Origin of the sequence: Neorhizobium populisoli, assembly GCF_019430945.1 — a bacterium.
Classification (GTDB): Bacteria; Pseudomonadota; Alphaproteobacteria; order Rhizobiales; family Rhizobiaceae; genus Neorhizobium; species Neorhizobium populisoli.
The window spans coordinates 78,809-93,344 of the sequence record NZ_JAHYCB010000014.1; the positions used below are offsets into that span (position 1 = coordinate 78,809).

General features: G+C 61.7%; 14 protein-coding genes. 6 read left to right on the forward strand and 8 right to left on the reverse strand.

Annotation, left to right across the window (positions count from 1 at the left end; genetic code table 11):
- Nucleotides 1–20: 20 nt before the first annotated feature.
- Nucleotides 21–284 (forward strand): DUF982 domain-containing protein, encoded by a 264-nt coding sequence (locus tag KX729_RS28115; RefSeq protein WP_219745797.1) that lies wholly within the window; start codon nucleotides 21–23, stop codon nucleotides 282–284.
- A gap of 70 nt (nucleotides 285–354) precedes the next feature.
- Here the strand turns inward: KX729_RS28115 and KX729_RS28120 are convergent, their stop codons facing one another.
- From KX729_RS28120 to KX729_RS28155, 8 genes are all read right to left on the reverse strand, one after another.
- The gene (locus KX729_RS28120) at nucleotides 355–1,335 is read right to left on the reverse strand and encodes a mannonate dehydratase (protein WP_219745798.1); all 981 of its coding nucleotides are present in this window, start codon (nucleotides 1,333–1,335) and stop codon (nucleotides 355–357) included.
- Nucleotides 1,336–1,388: 53 nt separating this feature from the next.
- Complete coding sequence (locus tag KX729_RS28125; RefSeq protein ID WP_219745799.1) at nucleotides 1,389–2,279, reverse strand: aldose epimerase family protein; 891 nt, start codon at nucleotides 2,277–2,279, stop codon at nucleotides 1,389–1,391.
- Complete coding sequence (locus KX729_RS28130) at nucleotides 2,266–3,453, reverse strand: galactarate dehydratase (RefSeq protein WP_219745800.1); 1,188 nt, start codon at nucleotides 3,451–3,453, stop codon at nucleotides 2,266–2,268. Before KX729_RS28130 ends, KX729_RS28125 begins: the two co-directional genes overlap by 14 nt.
- An 11-nt stretch (nucleotides 3,454–3,464) precedes the next feature.
- The gene (locus tag KX729_RS28135; protein WP_219745801.1) at nucleotides 3,465–4,670 is read right to left on the reverse strand and encodes a mandelate racemase/muconate lactonizing enzyme family protein; all 1,206 of its coding nucleotides are present in this window, start codon (nucleotides 4,668–4,670) and stop codon (nucleotides 3,465–3,467) included.
- A complete protein-coding gene (locus KX729_RS28140) occupies nucleotides 4,667–6,418 on the reverse strand; it encodes an ABC transporter ATP-binding protein (protein ID WP_219745802.1) in 1,752 nt (583 codons plus the stop codon). Before KX729_RS28140 ends, KX729_RS28135 begins: the two co-directional genes overlap by 4 nt.
- Before the next feature lie 7 nt (nucleotides 6,419–6,425).
- Nucleotides 6,426–7,550 carry an ABC transporter permease gene (locus KX729_RS28145; protein ID WP_219745803.1) on the reverse strand — a complete coding sequence of 375 codons (1,125 nt, stop codon included), beginning with the start codon at nucleotides 7,548–7,550 and terminating at the stop codon, nucleotides 6,426–6,428.
- Nucleotides 7,551–7,560: 10 nt separating this feature from the next.
- Complete coding sequence (locus KX729_RS28150) at nucleotides 7,561–8,547, reverse strand: ABC transporter permease (protein WP_219745804.1); 987 nt, start codon at nucleotides 8,545–8,547, stop codon at nucleotides 7,561–7,563.
- A 140-nt stretch (nucleotides 8,548–8,687) separates the two neighbouring features.
- Entirely contained in the window at nucleotides 8,688–10,640 is a 1,953-nt protein-coding gene (locus KX729_RS28155) for an ABC transporter substrate-binding protein (RefSeq protein WP_219745805.1), read from the reverse strand.
- Between the two features lie 201 nt (nucleotides 10,641–10,841).
- Between KX729_RS28155 and KX729_RS28160 the strand changes: the two genes are divergently transcribed.
- The 5 genes from KX729_RS28160 to KX729_RS28180 are packed head-to-tail and all read left to right on the forward strand — an operon-like array spanning nucleotide 10,842 to nucleotide 14,519.
- Nucleotides 10,842–11,111 carry a hypothetical protein gene (locus KX729_RS28160; RefSeq protein WP_219745806.1) on the forward strand — a complete coding sequence of 90 codons (270 nt, stop codon included), beginning with the start codon at nucleotides 10,842–10,844 and terminating at the stop codon, nucleotides 11,109–11,111.
- Nucleotides 11,111–11,830, forward strand: coding sequence for a FadR/GntR family transcriptional regulator (locus KX729_RS28165; protein WP_219745807.1), 720 nt, complete (start codon nucleotides 11,111–11,113; stop codon nucleotides 11,828–11,830). Before KX729_RS28160 ends, KX729_RS28165 begins: the two co-directional genes overlap by 1 nt.
- Nucleotides 11,831–11,878: 48 nt before the next feature.
- Entirely contained in the window at nucleotides 11,879–12,709 is an 831-nt protein-coding gene (locus KX729_RS28170; RefSeq protein WP_219745808.1) for an NAD-dependent epimerase/dehydratase family protein, read from the forward strand.
- A complete protein-coding gene (locus tag KX729_RS28175; RefSeq protein WP_219745809.1) occupies nucleotides 12,706–13,590 on the forward strand; it encodes an SMP-30/gluconolactonase/LRE family protein in 885 nt (294 codons plus the stop codon). Before KX729_RS28170 ends, KX729_RS28175 begins: the two co-directional genes overlap by 4 nt.
- Nucleotides 13,591–13,601: 11 nt before the next feature.
- Nucleotides 13,602–14,519 (forward strand): dihydrodipicolinate synthase family protein, encoded by a 918-nt coding sequence (locus KX729_RS28180; protein WP_219745810.1) that lies wholly within the window; start codon nucleotides 13,602–13,604, stop codon nucleotides 14,517–14,519.
- Nucleotides 14,520–14,536 lie beyond the last annotated feature (17 nt).

The window sequence follows — 14,536 nt, forward strand, 5'->3', positions numbered from 1 at the left end:
CGCCCGACGAAGAGACCTGAATGGACCGGAAAGCTCAATTTGACCCCTCACCTTCAACCTGGCAGCAGCAGGTGCTGATCAAGTGGGAGAGCGGCCATATCGAGCGGATCAGCGGCCCGAAGGCAGCCCTGCGGGTATTGGAAAACAAGTGGCCCGCATCACGAGGCGTGCACTATCAGACCGCGAAAGCCGCCTGTCGCGGAGTGATCGACCGCAAATGTTCGGCAGAACTCGCTCGGGAAACCTTCGTCGAAGCCGCAACCAAGGCAGGCCTTCTGGCATAGACGTGGGAAACAGCCGGCAGGGTATGACCGGAGACTTGCCTTGCCTCCGGCACGCTGCCATGCCCCTTCCTCAGGCAGCCTTTCCCTTCAGCACCTGCAGCAATGCGGCGATATAGCCATAGGTGAAAGCGAAGGCGGTATTGTCCGGATCAGCTCCGGAAATCCGCGGCACATGGTCCGGCATGATCATGTATTTGTAGCCGACTTCGGCATAGGTCTGCAGCGATTTCCACATGTCCATGTCACCCTCTTCCGGGAAGGTCTCCATGAAGGACAGCTTGCCGCCGCGGATGTTGCGGAAGTGGACATTGAACAGCTTGCCGCGTTCGCCGAACCAACGGATGATGTCGAAGATTTCTTCGGCCGGATTGTCGAGCATCTCGCCGACCGTGCCCTGGCAGAAATTCAGCCCGTGATAGGGGCTTTCGCGCGTCTGCACGAACCGCTTCAAACCATCGACCGTCCCGAGAACCCGCGTAACACCGCGATAGCCCGGCGGCGTGTAGGGATCGTGCGGATGGCAGGCGAGCCGCACCTTGTTGGCTTCCGCAACCGGAACGACGCGCTCGAGGAAATAGTCGATCCGCGCCCAGTTCTCCTCCTCGTCGATAACGCCGGCGATGGTGGGTGCCGCATCGTGATCGGCCTTGTCCCAGCGGAAAGCTTCGTTGAGCGAACCGCCACGGCCGACCTCGAGCTCGGTGCGGGGAATGCCTATGATGTTGAGATTGTATTTGACGGCCGGAATGCCGGCCTTGGCGACGTTTTCGATCAGACGGCAGACGGAGTCGATCTGCCGGTCACGATCCGGCCCCTTGCCGAGAATGTCCGGGCTATACTGCTTCTCGATGACATGCGAACTCAGCGGCAGCTGAACCATGTCGAGGATGAGACCGAAGCCTTCGACGCGGTCGCGATGCGCCTTGAGGACATCAAGCGTCCAGTCATGCGGATTGCCGTCCGGGTCTGCATTGACGTGCTGGACGCCGAGCTGCGCCATCACCCGGTAGTCGTCGTCGTTGCGTGCCCTGTATTGAGTGCCGATATACATGCGGGGTCTCCTCCCAATTTTAAAATCGCGATATTTATAGGCCGGGCCTTCCCTTATCGATCCGGGCCCGGGCCGATCGAAACATTCAATTGCGCAACTCGCCCTTCGCCCGGCTTGAGGACGAAAAGGCCTGCTGTCTGCTGCTGGTCGGGTTGAAACCCGAACACCCCGGCAACATGCGATACCGGCTCCAGGCAGACGTAACCGGACGTCCGATGCGCCACCATATGCGGCAGGTCCGGACCGGCCGTAACGATGACTTCGGCGCCGCCTTTCGTGACCGCCGTGGCGCGATGCCATTCGGATAGGAAAACCGTGAAACCTTCGCCCGGCAATTCCTCGCCGGTTCGAATTTCCGCAGGGCTCCCATCTGGAATGCCCGCCGTCCCGATCGGCCAGATCCTGCGTGCATCGCTGGACGCAGTCCTGTCGAACCCGGAGGCGAAATACGGGTGCCAGCCGAAACCGCCAGGTATGGAAACCGTGCCGGTATTGGTCATCGACAGTTCGATATCCAGCCGATCATTCGAAAGCACAAAGCGCTGCACGGCGCGGAAATCGAAGGGCCAGTCGGCATCGGCCTGGTAATCGACGGCCAGTTCGATCCGATCCGCCGCTTGCGACACGACATGCCAGGACCGGCGATGCGCCGGGCCGTGCTGGGCATCGGTCACCATTACCGGATGCGGCAATACTTCGTGGCGCTGCCCTTCATGGGTGAAGGCCGCGCCGAGAAGCTTGTTATGATAGGGAAACAGCGGATAGCCGCCGGCTTTCGGCCAGTTCAGCGGCTCGAATTCCGGTCCCGGCGTCGGCACGAGGATATCGCCGAAACGGTCATGCGCGAGGTGGGTCATCCGCCCACCGTTTTCCGGCAGGAAACGGGCCTCGAGCGGCCCGCTCCTTATACTGGTCCAGCTTTCCGGCCAATCAGGCGAAGGCATAGGACCCATCCGGCCGCTTAGGCACACGACGTTGCCAGTGGACATAGCCGTCCTCCTGCATCGCCTTTTCATCCATCTCGACGCCCCAGCCGGGACGATCCGGGCGCAGCTCGAGATAACCATCCTTCGGCAGATAAGGATCGGCGACGTAACGCGCCGTCTCTTCCCGCGTCTCGACCTCGGTGCCGCCATAGATATAGGTCTGCCCCTTCGGCAGGCGGTATTCGAGGATCTTGAAATTCTGCTGTGCGGCCGAGAAATGCACGTTGACGGCCGTCGCCAATGGTCCCATCGGGTTATGCGGCGCGACGCCGACATAAAAGGCTTCGGCGAGCGTCGCGATACGGCGCATTTCCGAAAGACCCCCGACCACGCAGATATCCGGCTGGATCAGGTCGGCGCCCTTCACCTGCAGCAGCCGCAGGAATTCGTAGCGGCTGTAAAGGCTTTCGCCCGTCGCCAGCGTGCATTCCAGCCCCTGCTTCAGCTCGCCCCAGGCCTCGATATTTTCCGGCCGCAGCGGCTCTTCGTAAAACAGCGGATCGTAGGGCGCCAGCGCATTGCCGAGCTGACGGGCGGCATTCGCCTCATAGATCTTGGCATGCGCATCGAAGGCGATCTCGTAATCGTCGCGCACCGTCTCGCGGAGCTGGCGGAAATAGTCGGCCGAAGCCTTCACCACATTGCCCCAGCGATTGGTGTGCATGTCGATCCGCCAGGGGCTGAGCTTGAAGGCGGTAAAACCCCAGCCTTCGTTCAGCCGGTCGAATTCGTCGCGCGCTGCCGGTGCGTCCGGCGCCGTATAAACGCCGGCATAAACCTTGATCTTGTCGCGCACCTCGCCGCCGAGCAACTTGTAGACCGGAACGCCCGCGGCTTTCGCCGCGAGATCCCAGAGGCAATGGTCGAGGCCGGCAATCGCCGCCAGACCCATCGCGCCGGGGGGAAACCGGCTCTGCTGGATCATCAGGTTGACGAGATAGTCCACCCGCGTCGGGTCCTGGCCGGCGATGAAGCCGTAGAGGTAATCCAGAAGCGGCGGCAGCGCCTTGTCCGGTCCGTGATTGTAGCACTCGCCCCAGCCGGTCAGGCCATCATCGGTATCGAGCGCGACGATGACGCGCGGGCGATCCTTGTCGCGGGTCATGTAAACCCGCATCCGGTCGATCTTCATCTTCAATATCCTTACTTGCTGAAATACTGGCGGCGCGAAACGCGGGTCTGCACATAGAGGTGTTCACCCCACGTGCCCGGCGCATAGGCGGTACTGTCCTTCGCAACCTGATTGGAGACATTGCCGAGGCTCGGGAAGCGGGCGACGAAATCCTCGTCGATATCGCAGCCGAGGCCCGGCGCGTCCGGCACCGCGATCGAACCATCCTCCTGCACCGGGTTCGGCAGGATGACGCTCTTGCGCCCTTCCCAATCGTCGTCGAGGCGTTCGAGGATCAGCGCATTGGGGATCGCCGCCATCAGGTGCAGAGCTGCATATTCGGCGACCGGCCCGAGCGAGCCGGAATGCGGCGCGAACTGGATATGATGCGCCTCCGCCATCGCGGCGATCTTCTTCATCTGGGTAATGCCGCCGGCACGTCCGGTATCCGGCTGGATGATGTCGACCAGTTCCTTTTCGATCAACTCGCGCTCGCCGAAGATCGTCGCCGAGCGCTCGCCGGCTGCCAGCGGAATATGCGCAGCGTCACGAATGCGGCGGTAACCGTCGACATTTTCCGGCGCGATCGGATCTTCCACCCACATCAGTTCGTAAGGCTCGAGCTTGCGCACCAGCCGGCAGGCATCGGCAGGTGTCAGCCATGGTGCGCCATGCAGGTCGATGGCGATATCCATGTCGTCGCCGACAGCCTCGCGCAGCTTGTCCACCTTGCGGACGGGATCGGAAACGCCGCCGCATTTGATCGCCTTGATGCCACGGCTCTTGACCTTCAGCGCCTGTTCCACCGTGTTGGCATGCGAATAGATCGGGATACGGTCGCGCACCTTGCCGCCGAGCAGGTTCCACACCGGCACGCCGAGTGCCTTGCCCTTGATGTCCCACAGCGCCATGTCGATACCGGTCATCGCGCCACCGCCGACCGTGCCGAGCATGCCGTGGCCCATCATGGCGATCATCATCTTCTGCCAAAGCTTTTCGATATGCGTCGGGTCCTCGCCGACCAGAAGCGGCGTGATATCCTTGATGGCAGTCTCGATCACGCGCGGCCAGCCGGAACATTCGCCGATGCCGGTAATTCCCTCGTCCGTCTCGATCTTCAGGAACAGCCAGTTGCGCGTGCCGCCGAAATATCCCCGCTCGCCGCCGGAAGGTTTGAAGGCCTCATCCACCGGTTGGCCGACATGCATGAGAAACGTGCGAATTCCGGTGATCTTCATCGCGCAGAACTTCCATTCTTGACATTGCTGGTATCGGTATGGGCTGGCTCGACATAACGGAACCGCCGCGAGCGGTCGCGATCCCGCGGATCGGGCCGCGGGATCGCGGAGATCAGCGCCTGGGTATAGGCGTGATCCGGATTGTTGCAGACCTTCTCCGCCTCGCCGACTTCGACAAGCTTGCCGCGATACATGACGCCCACCCGGTCGCACATGTAGCGGATGACGCCGATATCGTGGCTGATGAAGATATAGGCGAGTTTCAGCTCGTCCTGCAGCCGCATCAGGAGATCGAGCACTTGGAAACGCACCGAAACGTCGAGCGCCGAGGTCGCTTCGTCTGCCACGATGATGCGCGGGTTAAGCGTGATGGCGCGGGCGATGCCGATGCGCTGCCGCTGGCCGCCGGAGAATGCGTGCGGATAACGCTCGCGACCGGCCGGGTCGAGGCCGACCTGCTCCATCAGATGGCAGACCTTTTCGTCGAGCGCCTTGCCCTTCAGGATGCCGTTGACCAGCAGCGGCTCACCGATCACCTGCGCCACCGTCATGCGCGGGTTGAGCGAACCGAACGGGTCCTGGAAGACCATGCGCAGCTCGCGCCGCGCCGCCTTCAGTTCCGCGCCTTCCAGCTTGGCGAGATCGACCGTCTGGCCGTTTGCCTTGCGGTAATGCATCTCGCCGCCGGTCGGCTCGTAGAGCCGCATGATCGAGCGGCCCATCGTCGTCTTGCCGGAGCCGGATTCGCCGACGATGCCGAGCGTCTCGCCCGGCAGAAGCGAGATCGACACGTCGTTCAGCGCCTTCATTTCCCCGAAATGCATGGAGAGATTGCGGATATCGAGGATCGGTTCGGCGCTAGTGTCGAGCGGCGGCCGGGCAAGCCGGATCTCCGCCTTCTGCTCCAGCTTCAACACGGAGCCGATCAGCATCTTTGTGTAAGGATCTTGCGGCGTATGGAAAATCTGGTCGACAGGACCGTATTCCTTGACCACGCCATGATGCATGACCAGCACGTCGTCAGCGATCTGCGCCACCACGCCCATATCGTGGGTGATGAACAGCACCGCCATGCCGGTCGTCTGCTGCAGCCGCTTGATCAGGTCGAGGATTTCCGCCTGGGTCGTGACGTCGAGCGCGGTCGTCGGTTCATCGGCGATCAGAAGCTGCGGTTTGCAGGCAAGCGCCATGGCGATCATGGCGCGCTGGCGCATGCCGCCGGAATATTGGAAGGCATAGCGATCCAGCGCCTGTTCCGGATTGGGGATTTCCACCTGCCGCAGCAGCTCGGCCGCTTCCTTGCGGGCTTCCGCCTTGCTCATGTTGAGGTGCAGACGCAGCACTTCGGTGATCTGGTCACCGACGGTGTGCACCGGCGAGAGCGACGACATCGGCTCCTGGAAGATCATCGAAATGTCGCGGCCACGTACCGCACGGATCGCCTTGCCGCGCGGATCGAGCTTGGCGAGATCGAGTGATTTGCCATCCTTGGTGTTGAGCACGATCGATCCGGAGGCGATGCGGCCCGGCTGATCGACGATCTGCAGGATGGAGCGCGCCGTTACCGACTTGCCGGAACCGGATTCGCCGACGACGCACAGCGTCTTGCCGGGTTCGATGGCAAACGAGATGTCGTTCACGGCCTTGAAGATACCGGTGCGGAGCGGAAACTCCGTCACCAAGTTCTTCACTTCGAGCAGCGGCTTGATGCCCGGCGGGCGCGGCGTGATGGAGAGAATATCGGTCATCGGCGCCTCACTTGTTGTACGGATCGGCCGCATCGCGCAGGCCATCGCCGAAGAGATTGAGCGCCATGACCGCGACGACGACCGCGAGCCCCGGCATGAAGAGCCACGGCGCCGTGGCGATCGAGCGGATGTTCTGCGCCTCGCGCAAAAGCACGCCCCAGGAAATCGTCGGTGGCTGCAGGCCAAGGCCGAGGAAGGAGAGCGAGGTTTCCGCCAGGATCATCGCCGGCACGGCGAGCGTGACGGAGGCGATGACATGGCTGGAGAAGCTCGGCAGCATATGACGGAAGATGATGCGGCCTTCCGAGACACCGTCGAGACGGGCGGCAGCGACGAACTCTTCCGTTCTCAAGGACAGGAAGCGGCCGCGCACGACGCGGGCAAGCTGCGCCCAGCCGGTGAACGACAGGATGATGGTGATCATCATATATTGCAGCGTCGCCGGCCAGCCTTGCGGCAAAGCCGCCGCCATTGCCAGCCAGATCGGGATGGTCGGCAGCGACAATACGAAGTCGATCACCCGCTGCAGGACGAAATCGATCCGTCCACCGTAATAACCGGAGATGCCGCCGAGAATGATGCCCAACAATAGCGACAGGATGACGCCAACGAGGCCGATCGACAGCGAGACCTGCGCGCCCTGCACCGTACGGCTATAGACGTCGCGACCGAGGCGATCGGCACCGAACAGGAAAAGCGGCTTGGAAGGATCGCTTGAGGCGAGCAGGTGGATATTGCTCTCGAACAGGCCGAGCACCGTATAGGTATAACCGCGTCCAAAGAACTGGATCGGTACCTTCTTCTGCGCCTTATCTTCCACATAGATCGCGGCCAGCGTTTCCGGGTCGCGGGTCAGCTTGGTCGGGTAATAGTGAAGCCCGATCTCGAAGCCGTTGGTGGTGTCGATGAGATGCACCCGCTGCGGCGGATAGAAGGTGGTGCGGGCGTTCTGCAGGATCGGATCGTTGATCGCGAAGAAGCCCGGAAAGATCGCGACGATATACATGGCAACCGTGACGACCATGGCCGCCATGGCAAGTTTGTGCCGCTTGAACGCCCACCAGATGAGCTGCCATTGCGAGGCGACGGCGACGCGATCCGGACGATCGTTGGTAATGGTGACATCGACCATTGTGGGCCTCCTATTCGAGCCGGATGCGCGGATCGACCAGCGCCAGCAGGATGTCGCTGATCAGCGAGCCGATCAGGGTGAGTGCGCAGATCAGCAGCACGAAGGCGCCGGCGAGATACATGTCCTGCGCCATCAGCGACTGCAGCAGAAGCGGCGCCGCCGTCGGCAGGTTCAAAACGATCGCTACGACGACCGAGCCGGAAATCAGGTTCGGCAGCAGCCAAGCGATGGTCGAGATGAACGGGTTGAGCGCGATGCGCAGCGGGTATTTGACCAGCAGGCGGAACTCGGAAAGACCTTTCGCGCGTGCCGTCGTGACGTAAGGTTTCGGCAGCTCGTCCAGCATGTTGGCCCGCATGACGCGGATCAGGCTTGCCGTCGAGGAGACCGCAAGGATCGCCACCGGCAGCCAGATATGCGTCAGCAGATCGTACATCTTGCCGATGCTCCAAGACGCCGTCTCGTATTCCTGCGAGAACAGACCGCCGACATCCGCCCCGAATTCCACCGCGGCGACATACATCAGCACCAGCGCCAGCAGGAAGGACGGGATGGACAGGCCGAAGAAGGTGAAGGCCGTGAAGGCATAATCACCGATCGAGTATTTCTTGACGGCGGAATAGACGCCGATCGGCAGCGCGATCGCCCAGGTGGCGATCAGGCTGGCGAGCGCCAGAACCAGGGTCAGCGCCATGCGCTCCCAGATCAGGCCGGACACCGGCTGCTGCCACTCGAAGGACATGCCGAAATCGCCGCGGGAGATAATGCCCCAGATCCATTTCAGGTATTGAAACAGCATCGGCTGATCGAGGCCGAACCGCTCGCGCAGCTGGGCTGCGGTGTTCTGGTCGATCACTTCATTGGAAGAGGCCAACGTCGCAATATAGGTGGTAACGAAGTCGCCGGGCGGCAGCTGGATCAGCACGAAAGCCAGGAAGCTCACCGCAAACAATGACGGGATCATCCAGAACAGGCGTTTGACGATAAATTTCAGCATGGAGAGCTCGCAATTCGGATCGCACGGCTTATCGACGCGAGGCTTATGGCTCCCGCTTCAACATGTCAGGCAATGGGACTGGAGGAGTGCCGCCGCCTTCTAGACGGCGGCACCGACGAGATGGATCAGCGCGTGCCCATTCAGCTCGTAAACGTGAACTGCTGCGGCAGGGCCGGACCGGGGTTCGGCCAGGACCAGCTGTCCGGCTGCTTTTCCGGTACGTTACGCAGGTTGTTGCGGATGATGCCGAAGCTGCCGACGGCAAGGCAGATGCCCATGACTTCGAACTCTTCCGCCGCGATGTCGAAAAGCTGCTTCATGATCGCGCCGCGCTTGTCGACATCGGCCGTGGAACGGGCTTCGTCGAACAGCTTGAAGCGCTTCTTCTGGCTTTCCGGCGGCTCTTCACCCTTGGCGCCGTTGGACGTGTACCACAGCGTCCACGGAATGGCGTAACGCGAACCCTGCGGATGGAAGGCGAAGAAATCGCGCGGATCGAGCATCGGATCGAGACCGCCGGGACCCGGCCAGACCTGCGCGTCATGCGCATTGTCATCGCCGCGCGTGTAGTAGAGAGCGCGTTCGATCGTGTTGACCTTCATGTCGATGCCGATCTTCGCCCAATGTGCCTTCACCAGTTCCAGCACGTCGACGAGGTCCGGATAGAGCGTCGGGATGACGTCGACCGCGAAGAAGAACGGCTGGCCATCCGGCCGCAGGCGGATGCCGTTGGCGTTCTTTTTATCGAGACCGGCCTTGTCCAGCAAAGCGCTGGCCTTGTCGGCGGCAAACTCCGTGAACTGGCGGGCCAGCTTCTCATGATACCAGGGGTGACCCGGACGCGGTCCGGTCTGGTAGGCCTCGCTCTGACCAAAATAGGAAATGTCGATGATTTCCTGGCGGTTGATGCCCATCGACAAGGCCTGGCGAACCGACTTGTCTGCGAAGATCTTGCGCAGAACCGGGTCCTTGTGGGTCATGTTGAGATAAAGCGAGCATTGCTGGGCCGCCGACGGGATCAGCGACAGAAGACGGTAATCGCCCTTCTTCATGTTCTGCGACAGGGTCGGCTTGTTCTGGAGCGAGTTGATATGACGCTCCTGAATGTCCAGCTTGCCGGAGATGACGTTCAGCATCAGCGACTCGACGTCCTGCGAGATGCCGAAGTTCAATTCGTCGATATAAGGAAGCTGGTTGCCTTCCGTATCCACCTGCCAGAAGTACGGGTTACGCGTCATCAGCACGCGGGTGGCGCCGCCGGAATAGGCTTCCTTGATCATCCACGGATCGAGAACCGGCTTTTCGGCATTGCCCCAGCGCTGCGGGATCTCGATATCGCCGCACTTGGCGCGGAACAGATCCGGCCAATTGGCGGCACCGGCCGCCTTCACGTCGTCGGCGAGCTTGTCGTTGTATTTCGGCAGGAACTTGCTGCAATAGTGCTTGGCAAACAGCGTCGGATGCTGGCCGAGCGGGGTCGCAAGATTTTCGAGATAAAGCGCGTTTGCGGCAGCGAAGGTGAACTTGACGGTATAGTCGTCGATCTTCTCGACCACGACCGGCTTGCCGGCCACCTGGATCTGCGCCGGCGTGGCGCTGTAAAGTTCCTTGTTCTTGACGACGTCCTCGATCGCGAAGACCACGTCGTCAGCGGTGAACGGATGGCCGTCCGACCACTTCACACCCTTCAGCAGATGGAAGGTAAACTGCGAGGCGTCGGCATTCGCTTCCCACTTTTCCGCCAGATTCGGCAGAACCGCGGTGAATTCCATGTTCCAGCGCACGAGGCCCTGGTTACCGACCATGCGCAGGATGCCGTTATGGTCGGAAGAGCCGCGCAGACCGCGACGCAATGTGCCGCCGTAAGTGCCGACCTTTTCCCAGGGTTTTACCACCATGGGGTTTGCCGGCAGGCGATCGGCGAGTGCCGGAAGCTTGCCGTCCTTGACCATTGCCGCAAGCTGCGGCGCTTCCTTGGTTCCGGCAGCGCGGGCCGTCGTACCGCCCACCACCGACAGGGCAACCGCCCCGCCAACACCTGCCAGAAACGTCCGGCGGCTCACGCCGGAAGACATGATTTCGTCGTCGTGCATTGATTTCCTCCCAAATGCAGCCCGAGCCGACTTAAGGCAGCGACAGATGGCGGTTCCCACTCACCAAAAGCCGCCGCGGACCTCCATCCCATCGGCAAAACGGACCATATGACGCTTTTCAGATGATTACAAGTATTGACAGATTTTTACAGGTTAAATAGTTCTAGCGCATATGGGACATGCTGAAAGGGGAGGATAGGCATGACTTTCGGCGAGGAAACACGCGCTATATCGGCCGACAGCTCACGCACGGCCATCGCCGCAGCACGGCTGAATCACAGCCTGCTCCCGGACGGCTGCCACGTCAACGAAAATGGCAGATCAGCCTTCGGTAACAACTTACCCGACCCCTTGGAAAGCATCTCTGTTGGCAAAGTTGCAGCGACGGTTGTCATTCCGTCCGACATGGCTAAACAGGTGGCCGATGCAATGTCGGGAGCTCGATATAGCTTCCGCGAAGAGGTAAGTTGATGGATCAATCCGGCGCGATAGCGGCCGCCAGGGCGGAGCCTCGGTTCAGCGACATCATCTACGAGAGGATCGTGGGGATGATCGCTGACGGCCGTTTTCCCGTCAACGAACGCCTTCCCTCCGAGCCCAATCTCGCCATCATGTTCGGTGCCTCGCGGCCGGTGGTGCGTGAAGCGCTGGAACGGCTGCGCGCCGACCAGCTGATCGTCTCGCGCAAGGGCTCCGGCTCCTATGTGCGCCAGCGTCCGGACTCCTCGGTCTTGAGGCATGTGCCGGTCGGATCGCTGGCCGATGTGCAGCGCTTCTTCGAATTCCGCGCCGGGCTGGAAGCCGAGGCTGCGGAACTGGCGGCCCGCAACTGGCAGGCCCATGACCGCATCCGCATTCTGACCAAGCTTGCGGCCATCGAACACTGTCTGGAAATCGGCGAACTCGGTGCCGAAGAGGATCAAGAACTGCACGATGCGATCGCGGCAGCAAGCGGCAATCAGTTCCATGTCACGGTGCGCGACTGGTTCCGGCCGCATTTCACGGTCGGCATGTCGCTGACCCGCAGTCTCAGCCTGAAGCGCACACCACAACATGTGCGCATCGTCCAGGACGAACATCAAGCGATCGTCGAAGCAATCCTGGCGCGGCGGGAGGCCGCTGCCCATGACGCCATGAAGATTCATATCCTGAATGCACGCGCCCGCATGTTCCAGGGCGTGGGAGGCTAGAAGCCGTCAATTTTGAGCGACGTGGGGAGACGTCGCGGGGAGGACTTTTTGAAACGGATTGCGATAACGGGCGGCGCCGGCAATATCGCCACGCAGCTCAGAGGTTTCATGCGTTCCGAGGTGGAGCATATAAGGCTGATCGACATCAGGCCGGCGGCCGATCTTGCTTCGAACGAAAGCTTTTTCGAAGGCGATCTTGCCGATGCGGGTGCAATGCACGCCGCACTCGAAGGCATGGACAGCGTCATCCATCTCGGTGGCCTGCCGCGCGAATTCGACATCGCTCACATGATCCCGACCAATATTCTCGGCACTTACAATGTCTACGAGGCCGCGAGAGCAAACGGCACGAACCGCGTCGTCTTCGCCTCCAGCAACCACGCGACTGGATTCTACCCGCGTTCGCAAACGATTACACCGCTCGACGTGCCCCGACCAGACACCCGTTACGGCCTGTCGAAATGCTGGGGCGAGATGGTCGCCGGCTTTTACTACGACAAGGCGGGCATCCGCACGCTGTCGATCCGCATCGGCAATGCCGGTCCCTACCCCAATAGCGAACGCGCAGCGGCGATCTGGATCAGCCCGCGTGACCTCTATCAGCTCGTCAGGATCGGCCTGACCCATCCGGATATCGCTGCCGCCGTCGTCTACGGCATGTCGAAGAACGATGCCGGCTGGTGGAAGGACGAGCTTGCCGAACGACTGGGCTACCGGCCACAGGATTTCACCCGCGATCATCTGAAGCTGGAACCCGTCGAGGAAAGCCCGGTCGCTTCCTTCTTCCAGGGCGGCGGTTTCTGCGATCCCGAGCATGACGGGACGATCCGGCTCAGGGACGAAAACGGACTTGTATTATCAGGAGAAGCGACGCGATGAGCGCCACAAAGATCATCACCCCGGACGTGCGCAAGGTCATCGACTTTCCCCTGAAGGTCGGCGAATCCCCGACATGGGATGAGCGCACCGGCGATCTCTGGCTGGTCGACATCCTCGCGCCTGCCGCCATCTGCCTTCGCGCTTCCGGCAAGATCGACCGTTTCGAAATGCCGACAAAAATCGGCTGCCTGGCGCTTTGCGAAAACGGCGAGGATATCGCCGTGGCGCTGGAAAGCGGCGTGCATATCCTCAACCCGAAGACCGGCTCGCTGACACTGCTCTGCAACCCGGACAACGGCCGGCCGGACAGCCGGCTGAACGACGGCAAGGCCGGGCCGGATGGCTGTTTCTGGGTCGGCACCCGCGACGAAGCGGTGCCGCAGACCGGCAATGCCCGCCTCTACCGCGTCAAGCCGGACGGCTCCTTCGACACGATCCTCGACGGCAACCTGATGACCTCCAACGGCATTTCCTGGAGCCCGGACGGCCGCACCATGTATCATTCCGACAGCAGCGGGCTTTACGCGCAGGTCTTCGACTTTGATCCGGAGCTCGGCGTCACCAGTGCCCCGCGCCGACTGCACGATTTCACGCCGGAAGAAGGCCGCCCGGATGGTGCCGCGGTCGATGCCGAAGGCTTCTACTGGATCTGCGGCCAGCAGGGCAGCCGGATCAACCGGATTGCGCCCGACGGCACCGTGGTTGAAGCCTATAAAATGCCGGCCAAGGGGCCAAGCATGCCCTGCTTCGGCGGTCCGGATTTCTCGACGATCTACGTCACCACGCTTTCCACCGACAACAACGGCACGTTCGAACACGGCACGCTTTACGCTTTCGAAGCCGGCGTGCGCGGCCTGCCTGAACACCGTTTCGCGATTTGAGGAATAGTCACATGAACATCCAGGATTTCCGCAAGACGCTGACCGGCATTTCCGGCGTTCCGATCACCGCCTACGACAAGGACGGCGAGGTCGATGCCGCCACGACCCGCAAGGTTTATGACCGCGTAGCGGAAGCCGGCATCCACAATATCGTCGCAGCCGGTAATACCGGCGAATTCTACGCGCTCACCTCCGCCGAGATCGCCACAGTGACCGAAGCCGCTGTTGCCGGCGTCGATGGCCGCGCCCCGGTGACCGCTGCCGTCGGCCGCTCCCTGCGCGAGGCGATTGCAATGGCAAAGGCCGCCAAGGGCATGGGCGCTTCCGCCGTCATGTCCCACCAGCCGGTCGATCCTTTTGCCGCGCCTCAGGCGCAGATCGATTATTTCCGCGGTCTTGCCGAAGCTTCTCCGCTGCCGATGGTCGCCTATGTGCGCGCCGACGGCTTTACCGTCGACGACATGTTGCGGCTCGCAAGCCACGAGAACATTGCCGGCATCAAGTTCGCGACGACCGACATCCTGCTCCTGTCCCGCTCGATCGCCGCCTCGGACCCCAGCCATGCGCTGTTCGTCTGCGGCCTGGCCGAAAGCTGGGCGCCCTCCTTCACCGCCGCCGGCGCCCGCGGCTTCACCTCCGGCCTCGTCAATGTCGCGCCGTATTTCTCGCTCGCGGTGCATGCAGCACTTGAGGCGGGAAATTTTGCCGAAGCCCGCCGCATCGTCGAGATCATCGAGCCCTTTGAACGGATGCGCACCAAATACCGGAACGGCGCCAACGTGACCGTCGTGAAGGAAGCATTCGCGCTGACGACCGGTCTGTCCGTCGGGGAAGTCCGCATTCCAGGCCTGCCACATCTCGATCCGGCGGATCGTACGGCTCTTGCGGAGATGTTGAAGAGCTGGTCGGAGCAGCCGGCAGGCGCCTGACAGCCGTGTCTTTAAAA